At 31.0% G+C, this 23,272-nt stretch carries 17 protein-coding genes; all 17 read left to right on the top strand.

The genetic code is table 11. The features are described 5' to 3' along the window. Window positions 1-268 precede the first annotated feature (268 nt). The gene (locus KGF50_RS08200) at window positions 269-1,309 is read left to right on the top strand and encodes a sigma-54 interaction domain-containing protein (RefSeq protein WP_227847613.1); all 1,041 of its coding nucleotides are present in this window, start codon (window positions 269-271) and stop codon (window positions 1,307-1,309) included. Between the two features lie 354 nt (window positions 1,310-1,663). Further along, complete coding sequence (locus tag KGF50_RS08195; protein ID WP_413926810.1) at window positions 1,664-2,986, top strand: uracil-xanthine permease family protein; 1,323 nt, start codon at window positions 1,664-1,666, stop codon at window positions 2,984-2,986. A 295-nt stretch (window positions 2,987-3,281) separates the two neighbouring features. Further along, window positions 3,282-4,643, top strand: a complete 1,362-nt coding sequence (locus tag KGF50_RS08190) for a solute carrier family 23 protein (protein WP_227847611.1) — start codon at window positions 3,282-3,284, stop codon at window positions 4,641-4,643. A gap of 72 nt (window positions 4,644-4,715) precedes the next feature. After that, window positions 4,716-6,110 carry an amidohydrolase gene (locus KGF50_RS08185; RefSeq protein ID WP_227847610.1) on the top strand — a complete coding sequence of 465 codons (1,395 nt, stop codon included), beginning with the start codon at window positions 4,716-4,718 and terminating at the stop codon, window positions 6,108-6,110. Between the two features lie 62 nt (window positions 6,111-6,172). Continuing rightward, window positions 6,173-6,643, top strand: a complete 471-nt coding sequence (locus tag KGF50_RS08180; RefSeq protein WP_227847609.1) for a (2Fe-2S)-binding protein — start codon at window positions 6,173-6,175, stop codon at window positions 6,641-6,643. A gap of 2 nt (window positions 6,644-6,645) precedes the next feature. After that, a complete protein-coding gene (locus KGF50_RS08175) occupies window positions 6,646-8,862 on the top strand; it encodes a molybdopterin cofactor-binding domain-containing protein (protein ID WP_227847608.1) in 2,217 nt (738 codons plus the stop codon). 99 nt (window positions 8,863-8,961) lie between these two features. Continuing rightward, complete coding sequence (locus KGF50_RS08170; RefSeq protein WP_003424384.1) at window positions 8,962-9,633, top strand: flavodoxin family protein; 672 nt, start codon at window positions 8,962-8,964, stop codon at window positions 9,631-9,633. A 357-nt stretch (window positions 9,634-9,990) separates the two neighbouring features. Next, a complete protein-coding gene (gene dpaL / locus KGF50_RS08165; protein ID WP_227847607.1) occupies window positions 9,991-11,205 on the top strand; it encodes a diaminopropionate ammonia-lyase in 1,215 nt (404 codons plus the stop codon). A gap of 138 nt (window positions 11,206-11,343) precedes the next feature. Beyond that, a complete protein-coding gene (locus KGF50_RS08160; RefSeq protein WP_227847606.1) occupies window positions 11,344-12,531 on the top strand; it encodes a YgeY family selenium metabolism-linked hydrolase in 1,188 nt (395 codons plus the stop codon). Between the two features lie 138 nt (window positions 12,532-12,669). Beyond that, on the top strand, window positions 12,670-14,040 hold the full coding sequence (gene hydA / locus KGF50_RS08155; protein WP_227847605.1) for a dihydropyrimidinase: 1,371 nt from the start codon (window positions 12,670-12,672) through the stop codon (window positions 14,038-14,040). A 17-nt stretch (window positions 14,041-14,057) separates the two neighbouring features. Then, window positions 14,058-15,464, top strand: coding sequence for an amidohydrolase (locus tag KGF50_RS08150; RefSeq protein ID WP_227847604.1), 1,407 nt, complete (start codon window positions 14,058-14,060; stop codon window positions 15,462-15,464). A gap of 78 nt (window positions 15,465-15,542) precedes the next feature. After that, window positions 15,543-15,989, top strand: a complete 447-nt coding sequence (locus KGF50_RS08145) for a (2Fe-2S)-binding protein (protein WP_227847603.1) — start codon at window positions 15,543-15,545, stop codon at window positions 15,987-15,989. A gap of 39 nt (window positions 15,990-16,028) precedes the next feature. Beyond that, complete coding sequence (locus KGF50_RS08140) at window positions 16,029-16,823, top strand: FAD binding domain-containing protein (RefSeq protein WP_227847602.1); 795 nt, start codon at window positions 16,029-16,031, stop codon at window positions 16,821-16,823. Next, window positions 16,813-19,104, top strand: a complete 2,292-nt coding sequence (locus KGF50_RS08135) for a molybdopterin cofactor-binding domain-containing protein (protein ID WP_227847601.1) — start codon at window positions 16,813-16,815, stop codon at window positions 19,102-19,104. Before KGF50_RS08140 ends, KGF50_RS08135 begins: the two co-directional genes overlap by 11 nt. Then, window positions 19,105-20,418, top strand: coding sequence for an amidohydrolase family protein (locus tag KGF50_RS08130; RefSeq protein ID WP_227847600.1), 1,314 nt, complete (start codon window positions 19,105-19,107; stop codon window positions 20,416-20,418). It begins immediately after the preceding gene. Window positions 20,419-20,453: 35 nt separating this feature from the next. After that, window positions 20,454-21,539, top strand: a complete 1,086-nt coding sequence (locus KGF50_RS08125; RefSeq protein WP_227847599.1) for a dihydroorotate dehydrogenase — start codon at window positions 20,454-20,456, stop codon at window positions 21,537-21,539. Window positions 21,540-21,788: 249 nt separating this feature from the next. Further along, complete coding sequence (locus KGF50_RS08120) at window positions 21,789-22,658, top strand: hypothetical protein (protein ID WP_227847598.1); 870 nt, start codon at window positions 21,789-21,791, stop codon at window positions 22,656-22,658. The last annotated feature ends 614 nt before the right edge of the window (window positions 22,659-23,272 follow it).

The following is a 23,272-nucleotide window of genomic DNA, read 5'->3' as shown; positions in this document are numbered from 1 at the left end:
ACTATATAAAAGTAATAAATGAAAATTTTTGGAAATTATTTTCTATATTAAACATGGCACTGTAATTGCTTATTTAATATAGAATGCTTGCAAAATAAAGAAAGTGTACCTATTAAATTAAAATTTAAGTAGGTATACTTTTTATTAAGCCTCATTTGAAAATTAAAATATTATTGCAAAATTATAACTAAGCTTTTCTGTTATGATATAATTAAATAGATAATTTGAATGATGATTATATATAATACTTATTTGGAGTTGATATTTTATGGATAAACACAGTGATTCAGTAATGTATGGTGGAATGGAAGTATACAATATTTGGGGAACAACAACAGTAGACTCTATAATTGGAGAGTCTGATGTAATGCTTGCTCTTAAAAATAGAATTTGTAAAATTGGAAATAGTGATTCTACTGTAGCGATAACTGGAGAAAGTGGCACTGGAAAAGAGTTAATAGCAAGAGCCATTCATCTCGCAGGAAACAGAGGGAATAAAACATTCGTTGCTATAAACTGTGCTGCTATACCAGAGCCTTTGCTAGAAAGTGAACTTTTTGGGTATACAAAAGGAGCTTTTAGTGGGGCAGATTCAAAAGGCAAAATTGGTAAATTTGAATTAGCTAATGGAGGAGTTGTATTTCTGGATGAGATAGGGGATATGCCAATTCAATTACAATCAAAGCTTTTGAGAGTGTTACAGGAAAAAAAGTTTACAAGAATAGGTTCAAATGAACTAATTGATATAGATGTTAGAATTATATCAGCTACTAATAGAGATTTATTTGAGTTAGTTAAAGAGAATAAATTTAGAGAAGACTTATATTATAGATTAAATGTAATACCTCTAGAAGTGCCTCCTCTTAGAGAAAGAGGAGATGATATACAAATATTAATAAATAATTTTATAGATAAATATTCAAGAAAGATGAAAAAAAATGTATACCATATAGAGCCAGATGTAGAACATATGCTGCTTAAATATCCGTGGCCAGGAAATATAAGAGAATTAGAAAATACTATAGAATTGGCTTTAAATCTTCTTGAGGAAGATGGGATAATACATAAAGGTATAATAAATAGAAAGATAATTGAATATTTTAAGTTAAACAAAATAAATATAAAGTTACTTGAGGAAAGTGACTATGAGATAAATATGGAGCAAGATATACTTACACTTGAAGAATTTGAGAGAGCATATATAAAAAAGGTATTAAAGTTTTATGGAAATGATACTAAATCTAAAAAGTTAGCTGCTAAAAAGCTTGGAATATCGCTAGCAACATTGTATAGAAAGATAGATGTATAGTAATTATGCTTTTAATTCTCAATTCTAAAATTTGAAATTATAAAATTGATAAAAATCACTTGAAAAACTATTTTCCAAGTGATTTTTTTTGTAATAAGATTTTATTATCCAAAAATAAAAAAAATTTAAAAGAATTTAAAAAAAGAAATGGTTTATCAAATTATCAAATACTAACAAATATAATAAAAATTATATATGTAAAACAATTTTGTTAAAAGATTGGCATTATAATTGCTTCATATTAAATCAAGATGACAAAATAAAAAAGAAAGGATGTTGTGTGAGATAATAATAACTGTCATTAAAAAATAGTTGGGAGTGATAACCTTGAGTAAATATCAAAGAAGTGTTTCTATGTTTGATATTGATGGAAGGCCACCAATTTTAAAGTGTTTACCACTATCAATGCAACATATACTAGCGATGATAGTTGGAACCGTTACAGTACCTATAGTTGTTGGAGGAGCTGTGGGTGCTAGTGCGACACAGATAACACTTTTAGTGCAATATGCATTAATAATAGCTGGAATATCAACACTTATACAACTATATCCAATAGGAAATATTGGTTCAAGATTGCCTATAATTTTTGGAGTCGGCTTTACTTATGTGCCAACACTCGTAGCAGTCGGAGGAAGTTACGGACTAGCGAGCATCTTGGGAGCACAATTAATAGGGGGAGTAGCTACAGTATTAATAGGAATATTTATAAAAAAGATAAGAAAATTTTTTCCTAATATAGTTGCAGGAACAGTAGTTTTTACAATTGGATTATCTTTATATCCTATAGCAATAAATTATATGGCAGGTGGTGTAAATAGTCCTACTTATGGCTCTATGCAGAATTGGGCAGTAGCAGCTATAACACTAGTGGTAGTTATAGGTCTTAGCCAATTTGCAAAAGGGTATGCAAAATTGGCAGCAATATTTTTGGGAATTATAGTTGGATATTGTGTGTCTTTAGTTTTGGGCATAATAAATTTTGACCCTATTAGAGAGGCAGCTTGGTTTGCTATACCTAAGCCACTTGAGTTCGGATTGGAATTTGATATACCAGTAGTAATCTCTGTAGTAATTGTAAGTATAATCAATGCTGTTCAAGCAATTGGAGATTTGTCAGCTACTACAATGGGAGGTATGGATAGAAATATAACAGATAAAGAATTGTCAAGTGGAGTAATAGGAAGTGGAATTTGTACTATGATAGGTGCTTTGTTTGGAGGTTTACCACCATCATCATATAGTCAAAATGTAGGTATGGTAGCTATGAACAAAGTAATAAGTAGATTTGTCCTTGGAATAGCTGGTATATTTATGTTATTATCGGGGTTTGTACCTAAGTTTGGTGCATTGATGACAACTATACCATATTCTGTTTTAGGAGGGGCTACAATATCTATATTCAGTATGATAACAATGACAGGCATAAAGTTAATTATTACAGAAGAATTGTCATCAAGGAATATTACTATTGTAGGTTTGGCAATAGCTTTAGGTATGGGAATAACATCAGTTCCAGCAGCACAGGAAGCATTTCCTCCATTTGTAAAATTAGTATTTGGAGAATCTCCAATAGTAATTGCGACATTGGTTGCATTTGTTTTAAATCTAATAATACCAAATAAAAGTCTAGAAGATGAAGCTAAAGAAAGAGCTGTTATGGAAAAGGCTAATTAAAAAATGATAATTTAAAGGGGTTGTTTAAATTATCTTATTATGAGATTGTTAGATTACTTCAGATAGCTATTCATTTTAATAAGAAATTTAATAAAGAGTATACATCAGACATTTAATGTTTAGTCAAAAAGAAAATCGGGGAGGGTATATTTGCACGTTTGTTAATTTTTTATAAAAATAGCTCAGTTTAGCTGTGGTTATCGGTTGAGCAATAAATTCATGGTCATAAAAATATTTATAGAAAATAATTATAAAATATTTAGTCAAGATATTTATGTATGGGAGGATTTATTTTATGAAAACACGTAATACTTCAAAATATGATGTGGATGGGATACCACCACTAAAGGAATCGGTACCTTTAGCTTTACAACATTTGTTAGCAATGATAGTAGGAAATATGGTGCCTGCAATATTAATAGCAAACGTGGTAGGACTTAACCAGGGGCAAGCGACGATGTTGATTCAAGGTTCTATGTTAGCAGCAGGTTTGGCAACGTTTTTACAATTATATCCAATACCTTTATTTAAAGGATTTAAATTGGGTTCAAGATTGCCTGTAATGATGGGAATGAGTTATGTATTTTTAGGAGCCTGTCTTTCTGTAGCAGCTAAAGATGGCTTAGCAGCTTTATTTGGAGCACAAATTGCTGCTGGGGTAATCGTATTCTTTGTAGGATTTGCAGTTAAGAAAATTAGACATATATTCACTTCTATAGTTTCTGGAACTATAATAGCATGTATGGGACTTGGATTATTTGCAACAGCTATAAAGAATTTAGCAGGAGGAGAAGGTGCACAAACGTTTGGAAGTCCAATAAATTTTATAGTAGGGGTTATAGTTGCTTTTGTAATAATAATGATAAATAAGTATGGTAAAGGCTTAGTTAAAAACTCTTCAATATTAATTGGAATATTAGTAGGATATGCTATATCTTTAGTTTTAGGATTAGTTGATTTTTCTGCAGTTAAAGGTGCAGCTATAGTATCTTTGCCAACACCAGCAGCTTTTGGATTAGAATTTAGACCAGAGTTAATAGTAATGTTTACTATTATTTACATAATAGGTATAGCTGATATGATGGGTGCGTGTACAATAGCAACAATAGGTGCGATGGACAGAGAGGTAACTGATGAAGAGTTATCATCAGTTGTTTTAGGAAACTCTGTAACTTCTATAATTTCATCACTATTTGCAGCTCTTCCAACTGGAGTATTCAGCCAAAACACAGTAATTGTATCTATGAATAAAGTTACAAGTAGATTTGTAATAGCATTAGGAGCTCTTGTATTATTACTAGCAGGAATATCTCCAGCATTAGGAGCGATAATGACAACTATACCATCTTGTGTTGTTGGTGGAGCAACTTTAGTAGTATTTTCATCAATAGCGATGTCTGGTTTCTCTATTATGAGTATGGATGGCTTTACTGAAGAAAATAATCTTATAGCAGGAGTATCTATAGCAACAAGCATGGGTCTTACAACTGCTCCACAAGTTTTAGACCAATTTCCAGCTACAATTGGAACTGTTCTAGGAGGGTCAAGTATAGTTTCTGGAGCGATAATAGCTATATTACTTCAAACATTATTTAAACTAAAAGGAAATAAGAAAGCTGAAAACGTTACTTCAAACCTTGAGGAAAATATTGGATAAATGTATTAGATATGATATGAGAAAGCTATGTGATAAAATGTTGTAATGAAAGTATTAAAAGGGGGATTTAAGATGATTGATATACTAATAAAAAATGCAATAGTTGTTACAGTTAATAAAAATAGAGAAGTTATATTTGATGGAGCAATAGCTGTTCAAGATGACAGAATCTTAGATATAGGAAATACAGCTGATGTTGAGGTAAAGTATCCAGACGTTAAAAAAGTTATAGATGCTAAAGGAAAAGTGATATTCCCTGGTTTTATAAATACTCATAATCATCTATTCCAAGTATTGTTAAAAGGTTTAGGAGACGACATGGCACTTCATGAATGGTTAAACACAATGATGTTTCCATCAGCAAAGTTCTTAACAGAGCAAGATACCTATGATGCTGCAATGCTTGGATGTATGGAAGGTTTAAAAAGTGGTATAACTACAATGGTTGATTATATGCATACACATAATAGACCAGGACTTACAGATGGAATAGTAAAAGCATATAAAGACTTGGGTATAAGAGGAGTAGTAGGTAGAGGCTGTATAGATTTAGGTATTCATAAAGAGCTTATAGAAGACGTGGAAACGGTTGAAAAAGATTTGAGAAGAGTATTTGAAAAATACCATAATTCAGAAAATGGAAGAATAAAAATTTGTGTAGCACCTTCTTCAATGTGGGCTATATCTGAAGAAATGGGTAAAATGCTTTGGAATATAGTTAAAGAGTATGACTCATACTTTACAGTTCATATATCTGAAACTGACTTTGCAAGAACAGCAACAAAAGATATACATGGGGAAATAGATATAAAATTACTTGAAAAATGGGGAATAGTAGGTCCAGAAGTTGTAGCGGTACACTGTGTATGTATAACTGATGAGGACATGGAAATGCTTAAAAAGTATGATATAAAAGTTTCTCACAATGTTGCAAGTAATATGTATCTTGCTTCTGGAGTTGCACCTGTTCCAGAAATGTTAAAGAAGGGGATAAATGTAAGCTTAGGACTTGATGGTGCAGCAAGTAACAATGCACAAGATATGGTAGAGCTTATGAAATTAACAGCTTTGCAACATAAAGTAAACAACTGTGACCCTCTTGCAATTTCTGCAGAAAAAGTTCTTGAAATGGCTACAATTGAAGGGGCAAGAACTCTTAGAATGGAAGATGAAATAGGTTCTTTAGAGGTAGGAAAAAAAGCTGATTTAGTAATATTTAACTCAATGCTTTCTCCAAAATCAATACCTCTTCACAACCCTGTATCGACTTTGGTATACTCAGCTAGTATGCACAATGTAGAAAGTGTTTTAGTTGATGGAAATATAATACTTGAAAATGGTAGAGTAACTACAATTGAGAGTGAAGAGCAAGTCTTATTTAATGCTCAGCACGCAGCAGAAGAATTATGTAAGAGAGCTAATGTAACTAATAGAATGGAAGGACATAAGTGGAATAGCTTATACTAAATATGAAACCAAGCTTGTAATGATATTCTATTACAACATTAGTTTATCTGTAGGAGGAGAAAATGGAAAAAATAAAATTAAATATTAATGATTACATGTATGAAGTAGAAGTTGAAAAGAATGAAACTCTTTTGCATGTACTTCGTGAAAAATTAAATCTAACTGGAGCGAAACAAGGTTGTAATAGTGGCAGTTGTGGAGCATGTAAAGTTTTGATAGATGGAGTAGATATAAAATCTTGTAAACTTCTTGCAAGAAACTGTGAAGATAAAGTTATATACACTATAGAAAGTTTTGCTAATGGAGAAAATCTTCATCCAATACAAGAAGCTTTTATAGAAGTCGGAGCTGTGCAATGTGGATATTGTACTCCTGGCATGATTATAACTACACAAGCTCTTTTAAATAGAAATTCATCTCCTAGTGAAGATGAGATTAGAGAGGCTTTTAAAGAAAATCTCTGTAGATGCACAGGATATATAAAAATTATAGAAGCTGTAAAATTATCCGCAGTTAGATTAGGAGGTAGATAGTTATGGAAAAAGTCATAGGAAAATCATACCCTCTAAAAGATGCAGCTTTAAAAGTTACTGGTCAAATGAAGTATGTAGCGGACATGAAACCACAAAATGCACTTCATGCTAAAATGCTTTTAAGTCCTGTAGCACATGCAAAAATAAAAAGTATAGATACAAGTGAAGCTGAGAAAATCGTTGGAGTTAGAGCCATAGCTACTCATCTTAATACATCACAGAGAAAATACAATGGCTCTTTACGATTTTATGAACATAATATACCTGAAAATGAAGTTATTTTTTCAAATACAGTTAGATTTGTGGGTGACCGTGTAGCAGCAGTTGCAGCAGAGACACCAGAAATAGCAGAAAAAGCTGTGAAACTCATAAAAGTGGAATATGAAGAATTACCAGCTATATTTACTATACAAGATGCAATAAAAGAAGATGCTATATGTATACATGGAGATTCAAATCTGGTTTCTCAAAATAATATAAATGGTGGAGATGTAGAAAAAGGTTTTAAAGAATGTGACTACATCTTTGAAGACGAATACTCTACTCCTGCTATACATCATAGTGCAATAGAAACTCACAGCGTGATTGCACACTATGATTATAATGATAAATTGATTGTACATACACCTTGCCAAAACACATTTGGTTTTAGAATAATATTATCTCAAATTTTTGGGATGTCATTAAATAAGATAAGAGTTATAAGACCTGCTATTGGAGGCTCATTTGGTGGAAAATTAGAAATGACAATTGAGCCAGTAGCAGCAGCATTGTCAAAAATGACGAGAAGACCAGTCAAAATGGTTCTTACAAGAAAAGAGTCTATGATATCAACAAGAACTCGTCATGGGTCTTTTGTAAAACTAAAAACTGGTGTAAATAAAGATGGAGAAGTAATAGCACAGGAGATAAAAATATATACAAATACAGGTGCATATGCATCAAGTGCTTTAAATGTTATAGGCGCACTTAGCCATAAAGTGTTTAAAGTCTATAAAATACCAAACATAAAATTTACTGGAATACCAGTATATACAAATACACCAATAGCAGGAGCCATGAGAGGTTATGGTTCACCTCAAATATTTATGGCTCAACAAGCTCAATTTGCAAAAATAGCTAAAAAAATAGGTATGGATTTAGTAGATTTTCAAAATAGGAATGCTGTAGAACCAGATGATGTTGATATAATTTTCCACGGTTCTCTTGGAAATCCTAGAGTTCTTGATTGTATTGAACAAGGTAAAAAAATGTTTAAATGGGATGAGAAGAAAACTCTTCCAAAAGAAGAAGGAAATTATTTAAGAGGTATAGGTATGGCAATAGGTGCACATGGTAATGGAGTTTTTGGTGCACATAGAGATGTTGTCACATTGACTCTTAAATTAAATGAAGATGGTACACTAACACTACTTACAGGAGCGCATGATATGGGTAATGGTGTTGTAACTATGCAAACAATGATGGTAGCTGAAGTTTTGGGAATAACACCTGATAAAGTTGATACTTTTGAAACTGATACTGATGCATGTACCTTTAATCTTGGAGATTATGCAAGTAGAGGTGTGTTTGTAGAAGGTGGAGGAGCTAAAAAGACAGCAGAAAAATTAAAAGCTTTAATACTGGAAGAAGCAGAAAAATTACTTGAAACTTCAAAAGAAGAGCTATATCTAGACAATGGGTATGTAATCAGTAAACTTGATGAAAATATTAAAGCATCATTATCTGATGTTGCAGTATATAGTCAAAGTAAGTCTTTGAGAGAATTGACAGTTGTTGAAGATTACTCTTCTCCAGCAGGTCTTACTTCTTATGGTGTACATTTTGCTGAAGTTTTAGTAGATAAAGAAACTAAAGATGTAAAAGTAGTTGATTTTGTAGCTGTACATGATGTTGGTAGAGTAATAAATCCTCTAAATTTAGAAGGTCAATTAGAAGGCGGAATTCACATGGGGTTAGGCTATGCGTTAAGTGAAGAGCTAGCCTTTGATGAGCAGGGAAGACCTAAAGCTACCGATTTTAAAAATTATAAATTATTTAGAACTGTTGATATGCCAAAGTGTCAAGTTGCATTTGTAAATAGTTATGAAAAAGCTGGACCATTTGGTGGTAAGAGTATTGGTGAATGTGCAGTTGTGCCAGTTGCACCTGCTGTTGCAAATGCAGTATACGATGCAACTAATGTAGAGATACATTCATTGCCAATAAAATTAAAATAATAAAGCTTAAATTAATAATAAAACTTAAGATTGAAATAGCAATTTACTAAAGTTATAGAAAGTAATAAAAATAGATTTATTTGATGAGGAGATATTGTTATGGCAAAGATATTAGGTATTTGTGGAAGTCCACGTAAAGGAGCAACAGAATATGCAGTACTAGAAGCTTTGAAAGAAGCTGAAACTATACCTGGTATAGAGACTGAGTATTGGTCAGTTAGAGGAAAAAAAATAAGTCCTTGTGTACATTGTGATGCATGTATAAGAAAAGAGACTATGTGTATCATAAAAGATGACATACAAGAATTAGAACAAAAAATATTAGAAGCAGATGGAATTATAGTGGGTTCTCCAGTATATGATATGAATATAACTGCCCAACTTACAGCAGTATTTAATAGACTTCGTCCTATGTATTTAGTTCATCCAGGAAAGCTTCAAAATAAAGTTGGAGCGGCTATAACTACTGGTGGAACTAGATATGGTGGTCAAGAATTAACAAAACTTCCTATAATAAATTTCTTCTTAATGCATGAAATGTTAGTATCTGGAGGATTAGGTGGATGCTATATAGGTGGTACGATATGGAGTAAAGATGGGAAAGCAAAAGGAGCTCAAGAAGACGAAACAGGTATGGACACAGTAAAAAGACTTGGAAAAGGTGCTGCAGAAGCAGTTATGGTTTCTAAGTTTGGTCTTGAAAAATGGAATGTTGTAAAAGAAGAATTAGATGTTAAAAAAGATGAAAAATCACCTCTTAGAGACCATTAAGACGAATTTATAATCATTTATGTTAGTGATGTAATAAAATATTACATCACTATTTTTGTCTTTTATTGAACATTTTATTGATTTCTATGTCAAAAAATACATAAGAAATACGTTTTAAGTATTAATTTTTAAATTTTAAAAATGAGAATTAAAAAGTGAGAAGATGAAAAAGGTTTTTTTATTATCAAATTCTATATACATTAGATAATCTAATAGATAAAAGTAAAAAAAGTTGAAAGTATTGCAAATTCTATGCTAAATAGCTACAGAAAAATATTCGATATATATTAAGTATTGGCATGTTAATTGCTAATATATAGAGTATAAAAATTTAACAATAATTTGGAGGTATTTTAGATGCTAAAAGAAATTAAATGGAAAGTAAACAATTTGCCAAAGGGCGATAAGGAAAATTGTATCAAATTTTTAAATGAAGAAGAAATAACTAAGGTTAGAAACTTCCATAAAAGCTTTCCTCAATATAAAGAAACTCCATTAGCAAACCTAGAAGGTTTAGCAAAAAAATTAGGTGTTGCAGGAGTATATGTAAAGGATGAATCTTACAGATTTGGATTAAATGCATTTAAAGTTTTGGGTGGTTCTTACTCTATGGGTAAATACTTAGCTCAAAGATTAAATAAAGATATATCAGAGTTAGGATATGAAAAATTAACTTCAGATGAAATAAAAGAAAAATTAGGAGAAATAACTTTCTTTACAGCTACAGATGGAAATCATGGTAGAGGAGTTGCTTGGACAGCCAATAAATTAGGTCAAAAATCTGTTGTATTAATGCCAAAAGGTTCTTCTGAATTTAGATTAAATAAAATCAAGGGCGAAGGTGCAGATGCTAGTATAACAGACTTAAACTATGATGATGCAGTAAGATTAGCTAATGATTATGCAGAAGCTGATGACCATGGAGTAATGGTTCAAGATACAGCATGGGATGGATATGAAGAAATACCAGCATGGATAATGCAAGGATATGGAACTATGGCTCAAGAAGCTATAGAACAATTAAAAGAATATGGAGTAGATAGACCAACACATGTATTTGTGCAAGCAGGAGTAGGTTCACTTGCTGGTGCAGTTCAAGGATATGTTGCTTCAATATATGATGAATGCCCAATAACTGTAGTAGTAGAAGCTGATGAAGCAGATTGTTACTATAAATCAGCAGAAGCAGGAGATGGAAAACCAAGATTTGTAGGTGGAGATATGCCAACTATAATGGCAGGTCTTGCTTGTGGAGAGCCAAATACTATAGGATTTGAAGTATTAAAAAATCATGCAGCAGCATTCGTTTCAGCACCAGACTGGGTTTCTGCTAAAGGCATGAGAACATTAGGGAATCCTTTAAATGGTGATGAAAAAGTAATCTCTGGAGAGTCTGGAGCAGTTACAACTGGTCTTTTAATAGCAGCTATGGAAAGAGAAGATTTAGCTGATTTAAGAAGAGATTTAAAGTTAGATGAAAATTCAAGAATACTTTTAATAAGCACAGAAGGTGATACTGACCCTGATAAATACAGAAGTATAGTTTGGGATGGAGAATATCCAAGTATATAGGTAATTATTAAAATATTATCTTTATTAAATAACAATTTACATATTAAAAAGATATAGAAATTCTAAAATTTAGAAAATATATAAATTATAAAGGCTTAAATAAAAATATACATTTATAAAATCTAGGGGGATAACAAAATGCTAAATGAACAAAGAAAACAAGAAGTAACTGAGATATGTCAAAAATTAATCCAAAATCCTAGTTCTTCTGGAAATGAAGAAGGGGTTGTAAAAGCAATAGAAGAAACTTTTGAAAAATTAGGTTTTGATAGTTGGTCAAGAGATAGATATGGAAATATAGTAGGATGCATAAAAGGAAATAGACCAGGTAAAAAAATATTATTTGATGGTCATATAGATACAGTTCCAGTTCCAGACGCAAGTAAATGGAGTGTTCCTCCTTTTGAAGGAAAAATAGTAGATGGAAAAATATATGGTAGAGGAACTTCTGACATGAAAGGTCAGTATACTGCAATGATGTCTGCTGTAGCGTATTTTGCGAAAGATACTAATAAAGACTTTGCTGGAGAACTATATGTAGCAGGAGTTGTTCATGAAGAAATATTTGAAGGAGTTTCAGCTAGAGAAATAAGTAAAGCTGTTAAACCTGATTATGTTGTAATAGGTGAATCTTCAGAATTAAACTTAAAGATTGGTCAAAGAGGTAGAGGAGAAATAGTTGTAGAAACTTTTGGTAAACCAGCTCACTCTGCTAATCCTGAAAAAGGTGTAAATGCAGTTTATAAAATGGCTAATGTAATTCAAAGAATACAACAATTAGTACCTCCAACTCATCCAGTTTTAGGTGATGGAATACTAGTTTTAACAGATATAAAATCTTCTCCATATCCAGGTGCATCAGTAGTGCCAGATTACTGTAAAGCTACTTTTGATAGAAGATTATTGGTTGGAGAAACAAGAGAAGGAGTATTAGCTCCAATACAAGCATTATTAGATGAAATGATGAAAGAAGACTCAGAATTAAATGCAAAAGTTTCTTATGCATCTGAAAAAGCTGACTGTTATACAGGAAATACTATAGAAAGTGAAAGATTCTTCCCAGGTTGGTTATATGATGAAGATGATGAATTTGTTCAAGCAGCATACAAAGGATTAAAAGAAGCTGGAATAGATTCAGAAATAACTCAATACTCATTCTGTACAAATGGAAGCCATTATGCAGGCGAGGCTGGAATAAGAACTATAGGATTTGGTCCTTCTAAAGAAAATCTTGCTCATACAATAGATGAGTACATAGAGCAAGAACAATTATTTATAGGAACAGAAGGTTACTATGGAATATTAAAATCTGTATATGAAAAATAATATTTAGTTCACAATAAATTATTTAAATATAGTCTAGAGGTGCTAAATATAGCACCTTTGGCAAGTATAAATTTATGTAAATATACAAAATTAAAATACTAAGAGAATTTACGAGAGCTTAAAAGTTAGGAGGTATATATGGGAACAATACTAAGAGGTGGAACTATAATTACCTCTGATAAAACTTATATAAGTGATTTAAGAATAGAAGATGAAAAGATAATTGAAATAGGAAATGATTTAGAAATAAATGATGATAAAGTAATTGATGCTACAGGGAGACTCATAATTCCTGGAGGTATAGATACACATACTCACTTTGATATGAATGCAGGTTCTATAACTACTGCTGATAACTTTAAAACAGGAACAAGAGCAGCTATAGCTGGAGGAACTACCACTATACTGGACTTTGCAGAATCAAGTGAAGGAGAAAATCTAATACAAGGTATAAAAACATATCATAAAAAAGCAAATGGAAATTGTTATTGTGACTATGGATTTCACATGACAATCACATGCTTAGATAAAGATACATTTACTCATATGAAAAAGCTTATTTCAGATGGAATAGTATCCTTTAAAATGTATATGGCATATGAAGGTATGAAAGTAGATGATGGAACAATATACAAAGTACTAAAGGAAGCTAAAAACCTAGGTTGTATAGTTGAATTTCATTGTGAGAATGGAGATTTATTGGATACACTAATAGAAGAACGTTTGCAAAATGGAGATTTAGAACCTAAATATCATCCACTTACAAGACCAAATATAGTTGAGAAAGAGGCTGTTTCAAGACTTGTGGATATAACTGAATTGTCAAACTCAAAATCATATGTAGTTCACCTAAGTTGTAAAGAGTCACTAGAAACTGTAAAGATAGCTAGACAAAAAAGTGTAGATATGATAGTAGAAACATGTCCACAATATCTATTATTAGAAGACAGTTTATATAATAAGGATGAGTTTGAGGCAGCTAAATATGTAATGTCTCCTCCACTTAGAAAAAGAGAAGATATAGATTTTCTTTGGAAAGGTCTGGCTGAGGGTGATATTCAGACCGTGGGTACAGACCATTGTTCATTTAATTTTAAAGGTCAAAAAGATTTGGGAATTGATAATTTTAGCAAAATACCAAATGGAGCACCTGGTGTTGAACATAGGTTATCTCTTTTATATACATATGGGGTTTTGGAAAATAGAATAAGTGTAAATAAATTTGTAGAAGTTACTTCCACAAATGCTGCCAAAATATTTGGGATGTATCCTAAAAAAGGTGAAATAGCTGTAGGAAGTGATGCAGATATAGTAATTTTGAATATAGATAAAGAAGAAATAATCAGTTATAAGAATCAAAAACAAAATGTAGATTATACTCCATATGAGGGAGTTAAGGTCAAGTGTAAAGTTGAAGATGTTTTTTTAAGAGGAAAGCATGTAGTACAAAGTTGTAATATCATGGAGCAACCAACAGGTCAATATATTAAAAGAAAAATTACTAAATAATGCGGGGGGAAATAAGAATGATGGATATACTTATTAAGAATGCCATAATAGTAACTGTAAACAAAGAGAGAGAAGTTATTTTTGATGGGGCATTGGTAGTAAAAGATAACAAGATTGCAGATATTGGGAATTCTAAAGAAATAGAAAGTAAGTACACTGATGTTAAAAAGGTAATAGATGCTAAGGGCAAAGTCCTATTCCCAGGTTTTATAAATACACATAATCACTTATTCCAAACTTTATTAAAAGGATTAGGAGATGATATGGTACTTAAAGATTGGCTAGAAACTATGACATTTCCAGCAGCTAATTATCTAGAACCAAAGGACACTTATGATGCTGCAATGCTTGGTTGTGTGGAAGGTCTTAGAAGTGGTATAACAACAATGGTTGACTATATGTACCCTCACAGTAAACACGGTCTTTGTGATGGAATAATAGATGCTTATAAAGAATTAGGAATAAGAGGAATCCTTGGAAGAGGATGTATGAACACAGGTGCTCAATTTGGAGTTCATCCTGGAATAATGCAAGATGTAGAAACGGTTGAAAAAGATGTAAGAAGGTTGTTTGAAAAACACCATAATACAGAAAATGGAAGAATCAAAATAGGAGTAGCTCCAGCAGCAATATGGTCAAATTCTCAAGAAATGCTTGAGATGCTATGGAGAGTAGTAAAAGAATATGATGATGCTTTATTTACAGTACATATATCAGAAACTCCTTTTGATAGAGAAGCAGCAAAAGAATTGCATGGACAATATGACATAGATGTTTTAAAGAAATTAGGAATACTTGGACCAAATGTGCTTATGGTACATTGTGTATATTTAACTGAAGAGGATATGGAACTTACTAAAAAATATGACATGAAGGTATCTCATAACACAGCAAGTAATATGTACTTATCTTCAGGAGTTGCACCAGTGCCAGAAATGCTTAAAAAAGGAATAACAGTTAGTTTAGGCGTAGATGGAGCTGCTAGTAATAACTCTCAAGATATGCTTGAACTTATGAAATTAACAGCACTTCAACATAAAGTTAATAAATGTGACCCATTAGCAATGTCAGCAGAAAAAGTTCTTGAGCTAGCGACTATAGATGGAGCAAGAGCTATTGGAATGGAAGATGAGATAGGTTCATTAGAGATTGGTAAAAAAGCAGATTTACTAATATTTAATCCAATGCTTTCACCAAAAGCAATACCTATGCATAATCCAGTGTCTACATTAGTATATTCTTCTAGTATGAAAAATATAGAGAGTGTTATAGTGGATGGAAATATAATAATGGAAGACTCAAAAATATTAACAACTGATGAAGAAAAAGTATTAAAAGATGCTCAAGATACAGCTGAGAGACTTTGTGTAAGAGGAACTATAAAGAATAGAATGGAAGGTCATAAATGGAATAGCCTTTATTAATAAATGTAATATTATTCTTAAATAAATTAAATGTAGTATAGACTTTAACTTAAAAATATGAGTTTTGAGGTGATTTATTTGATTATCAAATGTACCATAAATAATAAAGAAAAAGAATTGAATATAAGACCAGATGATTTTTTAGCAGATACATTAAGGGAAAATGGATATGTAAGTGTTAAAAAAGGATGTGATACTGGATCATGTGGTCTATGTACAGTAATGGTAAATGACAAAGCTGTGCTGTCTTGTAATTATCTTACTGCTAGAGTAGAGGGACAACACATTACAACACTTGAAGGCGTAGTAGATGAAGCTAAGAAATTTGGGGATTTTCTTGCAGATGAAGGAGCCGACCAATGTGGATTTTGTGCTCCTGGATTTATAATGATGGTTTTAGCAATGAAAAGAGAGCTTCAAAATCCAACAGAAGAAGAAGTTATAGATTATGTAAATGGAAATCTTTGTAGATGTACAGGATATAAAGGTCAATTAAGAGCAATACATAAATATTTGAACACTTAAACTTTTTAAGTGAAAATTAAATTGATATGGGGAGAGAATATGATAACTATAAAGGAATATGTAGTTCCAAAAAGTTTAGATGAAGCTTATGAACTGCTAATATCAAGAAAAAACAACATAATACTTGGAGGCTGCGGATTTTTAAAACTAGGTAGCAAAAATATTGGTTCAGCAATAGATTTAAAAGACCTAGGTTTAGATTATATAAATGAAACTGATGATAGTATATTAATTGGGGCAGATACAAGTTTAAGAACTTTAGAATTAAATATGGTTATTAAAAATTACTGTAGTGGAGTAATTTCAAACGCTGTTTCTAATATAGTAGGAGTTCAATTTAGAAGTGGAGCTAGAGTGGGAGCTAGCGTATTTGCTAAGTATGGATTTTCAGATTTAATACCTTCATTACTAGTAGTAGATGCAAAGGTTAAGTTATATAAAAAAGGGGTTATGAACTTAGCTGATTTTTTAGAAAGTGAGCTTGAAAAAGATATATTAATAGAAATTATATTACCTAAAAAAGATGCTATAGGTGTATTTGATTCAATAAGAAAATGCACGGGTGATTTTGCAGTATTAAATGGAGCAATGTTAAAAGAAGGAAATTCTTATAAAATTGCAATAGGAGCTAGACCAAGAAGAGCAAAGATTGCCTACAAAGCAAGTGAAGTACTAAGTTTAGAAAATGATGTAGACAAAGCAGGAGATATATCAAGTGAAGAACTTTCCTTTGGAAGTAATATAAGAGGAAGTAAAGAGTATAGAAAAGATATGGCAAAAGCGTTAGTTATAAGAATGTATAATAGTATTGGGGGTGAGTTTAATGGTAAATAAAGAAGTAAGAAAAATAGATAGTGAGGCCATTGTTACTGGTAAGCCAATATATACTGAAGATTTAATTTTTCATAGAGATGTTTTGACTGTTAAACTTCTTAGAAGCCCACATGCTTTTGCAAAAATAAAAAATATTGATATAAAAAATGCATTAAAAGTAAAAGGTGTAGTAGATATATTTACTTACAAAGATGTACCAAATTATAGATATTCAATGGTTGGAGAATCATATCCAGAAGCATCACCTCATGACCAATTAATACTTGAAGATATAGTGAGATATGTAGGAGATGAGGTTGCTATAATAGCGGCTGAAGATGAAAGAGCAGCTATTAAAGCAATGAAACTCATAAAAGTTGAATATGAAGTAATGACACCAATATTAGATGCAAGAGAAGCAGAAGGTAATAAAATTTTAATACATGAAGAAGATGATTTATTTTGTCCATTTGATTTTGGATTAGATGCTACAAAAAATATAGTATCAAGAGAAAAAATGGGTAAAGGTGATGTGGAAAAAGAGTTTAAAGAGTGTGATGTAATAGTAGAAGAATCTTATATGACTCAATCACAAGCACATTGTATGATGGAAACTCATAGAGCTTACACGTATATAGACACTAATGGTAGATTAGTAGTAACTTCTGCAAATCAATCAGCTTATCATATGAGAAGACAGGTTTCTAGAGCATTAGGAATACCACTTTCAAAGGTGAGAGTAATAAAACCGAGGATAGGTGGAGGTTTTGGTGGAAAAAATATAGCTGTAACAGAGATATATGCATCATTTGTAACTTGGATGACGAAAAGACCAGCAAAACTTATATATACTAGAGAAGAAACTTTTGCAATGACAAATACTAGACATCAGATGTTTTTTGACATAAAAGTTGGAGCAGATAAAGAAGGAAATATAAAAGCTATAGATATGAAAGCATTAAACAATACAGGTGCTTATGGTGACAATGGACCTTCAGTTTGTTCTGAGTCAGGTCATAATGTGCTTCCAACATATAATAATGTACCTGCAATAAAGTTTGATGGAAGAACCGTATATACTAACTTAGTTCCAGGGGGAGCATTGAGAGGATACGGAGCAACTCAAGGTACATTTGCACTTGATTGTGCAATAGACGAATTAGCACATAAACTTAATATGGACCCAACAGAAATAAAATTAAAAAATATTATAAAAAAGCAAACTGAAGGCGGAATAATGCACTTTCCAATCAGAAGTTGTGCACTTGATGAATGTATAATTAGAGGTAAAAAGCTAATTGGATGGGATGAAAAATACCCTGTTATAGATATTGGAAATAATAAAGTAAGGGCTGTTGGAATGTCAGTTGGAACTCATGGTTCTGGTATAGCTAATATAGACATGGCAATAGTCAATATGAGAATGGATGAGGATGGAACTTACAAGTTATTTTCTGGGTCTTCAGATTTAGGAACTGGTTCTGATACAATACTTGCACAAATTGCTGCCAAGACACTAAATACATCTATTGATAGAATTTCTGTTTATACAGGAGATACAGATATGTGTCCATATGATACTGGAGCATTTGCTTCTTGTACTACTTATGTAACTGGAAATGCTACAATAAAATCTGCTGAAAGTTTGAAACAAAAGATATTAAAAGTGGCTCAGAAGAAATTGGACTTACCAATAGAGGATTTAATATTGTATGAAGATAGAGTTTGTCATAGTGAGGACGTAGAAAAATTTGTTTTATTAAGTGAATTAGGAAGAGAATCTGTTGGTGGTGGAAATCAAGATGTTTTATACTCATCTGAATCTTATGGGATAAAAGAGAGTGCAAAACCATTCTTAGCAGGTTTTGCAGAGATTGAACTAGATAAAACAACAGGTGAGTTTAAGGTGATAAACTATGCTTGTTCAACTGATTGTGGTACGGTTATGAATCCTGCACTTGCTAGAATACAAGTTGAAGGAGGAGTAACTCAAGGTATAGGGCTTGCAATGTATGAAGACCCTAGACATGGTTCTGATGGGAAACTTCAGACTTCTAATTTGTTACAATATAAAGTTCCAACAAAAAAGGATATAGGAAATATATTAGTAGATTTTGTGGATAATTATGAACCAACAGGACCATATGGAGCAAAATCTTTAGGAGAGATAGTTATTCATACACCAGCACCAGCTATAGCAAATGCAATTTTTAATGCAGTAGGTGTGAATATAAGAGAACTTCCTATAACTTCTGAAAAGGTTTATATGGCTATGAAAAAACTAAATCAGGGAGGTAAATAAATGGTTGCTATAAAAAGTAAATACTTAATATCTTCTGCTGATGAAATATATACAAATTATGCCGTTGTAATAGAAAACGACATTATAAAGGATATATTGCCAAATGAAGAAGTTGAATTAAAATATAAAGATATTACAGAGATAATAGATAAATCAGATGCTATAGTAATGCCTGGATTTATTAATGGACATATGCATCAATACGGAGTTCTTTCTAGAGGAATACCAGCAAATGTACATTTTACTGATTTTGAAGGTTTTTTAAATGACTACTGGTGGCCGTTTATAGAAAATAGAATAGGACTAAAGGAAGTAAAAGCCACAACTAAAGCATCTGCAATAGAACTTATAGAATCTGGTGTAGTAGCATTTTGTGACACATTAGAAGCTCCAAACACAGAAAAAGGAACTTTAATTGAACAAGGTAAGATACTAGAAGAAATAGGAATGAAAGCAGTTTTATCTCTAGAAAGTTGTGAAAGAATAAGTTATGAAAATGGATTAAAATGTTTAGATGAAAATTCTAATTTAATAAAATGGAGTAGAGAAAACAGTAAATTAATAAATGGAATAATGTGTACACATACTAGTTTCACATGTTCAGATAAATTTATCAAAAAAGCTAAAGAAGATGCAAGAAAATTAAATGCACCAATGCAATTTCATTTATGTGAGAGTATATATGAGCCAAACTACTCTAAAAAACACTTTAATAAAAAAGCAGTTAATTACTACAATGATTTAAATATATTAGATGAGACTGTATTAGCATCTCAGTGTGTAAAAGTAGATGATGAAGAGATAGATATATTAAAGGAGAAGCGTGTAAAGGTAGTTCACATGCCTCTTAGCAACTGTGAAGTAGGTGGAGGTTTTTCTCCAGTTCCAAAAATGATTAAAAAAGGCATCAAAGTAGCATTAGGAACAGATGGATATATAAATGATTTTTTTGAAGTTATGAGAGGTGCGTTTTTAATGCATAAATCAGTTGAAGAAGATGCATCTGTAATGCCTGCAAGTTTAGTATTTAAGATGGCAACAGAACATGGTGCTTATGCATTAGGGCTTCAAAAATCAGGAAAAATAACAGTTGGTAATAAAGCAGATATAGTAGTTATGGAAGATGAATTTAAAACTCCTGTAACACTTGATAATATATTTGACCAGATAGTAGTGCAAGGTAAAAAAGAATTTATATCTAATGTATACATAGATGGTAGACATATTTTAAAAGAAAAACAATTAGTTGATTTAGATAAAAAAGCTATTGTTAAAGAAATGAAAGATGTTGCCTGTGAATTCTGGAAGTTTTAATAAATGTAAATAAATATGAAAAGGGGAAGTAAATAATGTATAATTTTTTAGGGAAAGAATTAAAATCACCTTTTATAATAGGTTCAGGTCCGTTGACATATAGTGCAGCTGGATGTAAGATATTAAGTGATGCAGGAGCAGGGGCAGTTGTTACTAAGACTATAAGAAAAGAAAGAGCTATAAATCCAGCACCTCATATGGTGAGAAATACAGCAAATGCTCTTTTAAATAATGAGAAATGGACAGATTTTGAACCAGAGCAATGGATAGATTTTGAAATACCACAAATGAAAAAAGATGGAACTGTATGTATAGCTTCAGTAGGTCATACAATAGAAGAAAGTAGTGAACTAGTAGAAAAAGTTGCAAATGCAGGAGCTGACTTTATCGAGCTTGTATCTTATGACTATAGAGATTTAATACCAATGCTTAAAGATGCGAAAGAAAGAGTGAATATACCAGTAATAGTTAAACTTCCTCCTATGATAGACGAAATAGGAGCTTTTGCTAAAAAATTAGAAGAAGCTGGAGCAGATGCAATAACTGCTTGTGATTCTGTAGGACCAGCACTTAGAATAGATATAGAAACTGGTCAACCTTTATTAGGCGGAAATGGAATTGGATATTTAAGTGGAGAAACTATTAAACCAATAACTTTACAAAGAATATATGAAATAAAAAAAGAAGTAAAGATACCTATAATAGGGCTAGGTGGATGTGTTAGTGGAGATGATGCCTTAGAAATGATTATGGCAGGTGCTGACTTTGTTGGTATATGCTCAGTAGTAATATTAAAAGGTGCTCAAGTAATAGCTAAAATCCACAATGACCTAAATTCTAATCTTGATAGACTAGGATATAAAACTATAGAAAATGCTTGTGGGATAGTACATAAGCATATGGGAGAGGTAAATGAAAGACTTAGTTTTGAATTTACTTATGATGAAGAAAAATGTACTAAATGTAAGATGTGTGAGAGAGTCTGTGCATATCAAGCTAGAAAGTTAAATGACAAGATGGAATTAAATGAAGATGAATGTAGATATTGTGGTCTTTGCATATCAGTATGTAAACCAAAGGCACTTGGAAGAAAAATTTCCTGTTCAGAATTAAATGCATAAGACATTTTATAAAAAATATAATTTTAAAAGATAAAAATTTAGATACAGATAAAGGATACCATTATTGAAATGGTATCCTTTTGTTTATGGTTGTTATTTTGCATTTACATCTATATTAATTATTTTTTTCAGTGATTGGAAGTAATTATTTTATTAATTAAATTTCTAATAACTATTTTCAATATATATGTTAACATTGTATAGCATTTGTATAAGATGTTATAATAATTAATAGGGATGGTGATGTAAGTGGAAGATAAAATTTTAGAATTATTACATATTATAAATAAAGATGTGGTTAGCATGAAAAATGACATGTCAGAAGTAAAACAAGAAGTAAGTGTAATGAAGGAAGACATAAGCGAAGTAAAACAGGAATTAAGTATAGTGAAAAAAGATATGAGTGAAGTAAAACAAGAAGTAAGTATAATGAAAAAAGATATGAGTGAAGTAAAACAAGAAGTAAGTGTAATGAAGAAAGAAATGAATGAAGTGAAGCAAGAAGTAAGTGTAATGAAGAAAGAAATGAATGAAGTGAAACAAGAAGTAAGTGTAATGAAGAAAGAAATGAATGAAGTGAAACAAGAAGTAAGTGTGATGAAGAAAGAAATGAATGAAGTGAAACAAGAAGTAAGCATAATGAAGAAAGAAATGAGCGAAGTAAAACAAGAAGTAAGTATGATGAAGAAAGAAATGAGCGAAGTAAAACAAGAAATAGATATAATGAAAGATAATTTACATGAAGTTAAATTAGAAATGAACTCTATGCAAAATCAAATGAGTAATGCAAGTAAAGATATAAGTGAAATTAAAGCAGAAAGTATTATAGTTAATGAAAAACTATATGAAATAGATGTTAAAGTAGATGACTTAGAATCTGAAGGAAAATCAATTAAAGAACAACAAATTGAGCAAAATAGTATTTTAGGAAGTTTATTACATAACTCTGAAATAAATAAAGCTACTCATGATAATATGGAACATAGTATAGCACGTATAAAAGGCGATACAAATACTATAAAAGAAGATGTTTCCGAAATAAGAAGAGATTTAAATTTAGTGGAATTAGCTACCAGTAAAAATTGGAGCGATATTGTAAAATTAAAATCAGCTAGATAATCTTTTAATTACATTAACTTATCATCCGTAAAAGTATAAACTTTTATATACAAATAGATACTTATAATAGCCTTGCTATTTATTATAAATTTTAGAAATTAAAATAAAAAATTGAGAAAAGATCATTTGAAAAATACTTTTGGTCTTTTTTTTTATGCAATTATAAAAATATCACAAAAATAAAATTTAAAATTGGCTTAATAAAAAATTACAAAACAGTTGGAATAAGTAAATTTTTATCAATGAAAGCATAAAAAATTTATTCTATGTAAATGTATGCAAATATTGGCATTAAAATTGCTGTATAGAAATAATAAATAGTAATGTACATAAAGATTGTATTATACAATAGTGTTACTATTTTTACTTATAGATATGGGTTTATATCTATAAGCTAGATAGAAACTTGTATGTTTTATGTTGCAGATACAAATATTGTAAAGGAGAGTACATGGGTACAACTGAGATACATAGCTTATTAAGTTTTTCTGTCTTATGATAATTATATTATAAAATATTCATAAATATTTTGATTTTCAATTTGAAAATTATTTTATGCTCAAATTAATTATTATGTAATTAATTTAATAAGAAAAACAGTGAAAGAGTAAATA

Source organism: Clostridioides sp. ZZV15-6598, from assembly GCF_020657705.1.
In the GTDB taxonomy this organism is placed as follows: Bacteria; Bacillota; Clostridia; order Peptostreptococcales; family Peptostreptococcaceae; genus Clostridioides; species Clostridioides difficile_F.
The sequence above is the reverse complement of the archived record's forward strand: the minus strand, read 5'-3'. Positions and strand labels throughout refer to the sequence as shown.

Coding starts and splice junctions, on each gene's coding strand:
- KGF50_RS08200 (WP_227847613.1), top strand. CDS start 269: ATGGATAAACACAGTGATTCAGTAATGTATGGTGGAATGGAAGTATAC.
- KGF50_RS08195 (WP_413926810.1), top strand. CDS start 1,664: ATGTTTGATATTGATGGAAGGCCACCAATTTTAAAGTGTTTACCACTA.
- KGF50_RS08190 (WP_227847611.1), top strand. CDS start 3,282: ATGAAAACACGTAATACTTCAAAATATGATGTGGATGGGATACCACCA.
- KGF50_RS08185 (WP_227847610.1), top strand. CDS start 4,716: ATGATTGATATACTAATAAAAAATGCAATAGTTGTTACAGTTAATAAA.
- KGF50_RS08180 (WP_227847609.1), top strand. CDS start 6,173: ATGGAAAAAATAAAATTAAATATTAATGATTACATGTATGAAGTAGAA.
- KGF50_RS08175 (WP_227847608.1), top strand. CDS start 6,646: ATGGAAAAAGTCATAGGAAAATCATACCCTCTAAAAGATGCAGCTTTA.
- KGF50_RS08170 (WP_003424384.1), top strand. CDS start 8,962: ATGGCAAAGATATTAGGTATTTGTGGAAGTCCACGTAAAGGAGCAACA.
- dpaL (WP_227847607.1), top strand. CDS start 9,991: ATGCTAAAAGAAATTAAATGGAAAGTAAACAATTTGCCAAAGGGCGAT.
- KGF50_RS08160 (WP_227847606.1), top strand. CDS start 11,344: ATGCTAAATGAACAAAGAAAACAAGAAGTAACTGAGATATGTCAAAAA.
- hydA (WP_227847605.1), top strand. CDS start 12,670: ATGGGAACAATACTAAGAGGTGGAACTATAATTACCTCTGATAAAACT.
- KGF50_RS08150 (WP_227847604.1), top strand. CDS start 14,058: ATGATGGATATACTTATTAAGAATGCCATAATAGTAACTGTAAACAAA.
- KGF50_RS08140 (WP_227847602.1), top strand. CDS start 16,029: ATGATAACTATAAAGGAATATGTAGTTCCAAAAAGTTTAGATGAAGCT.
- KGF50_RS08135 (WP_227847601.1), top strand. CDS start 16,813: ATGGTAAATAAAGAAGTAAGAAAAATAGATAGTGAGGCCATTGTTACT.
- KGF50_RS08130 (WP_227847600.1), top strand. CDS start 19,105: ATGGTTGCTATAAAAAGTAAATACTTAATATCTTCTGCTGATGAAATA.
- KGF50_RS08125 (WP_227847599.1), top strand. CDS start 20,454: ATGTATAATTTTTTAGGGAAAGAATTAAAATCACCTTTTATAATAGGT.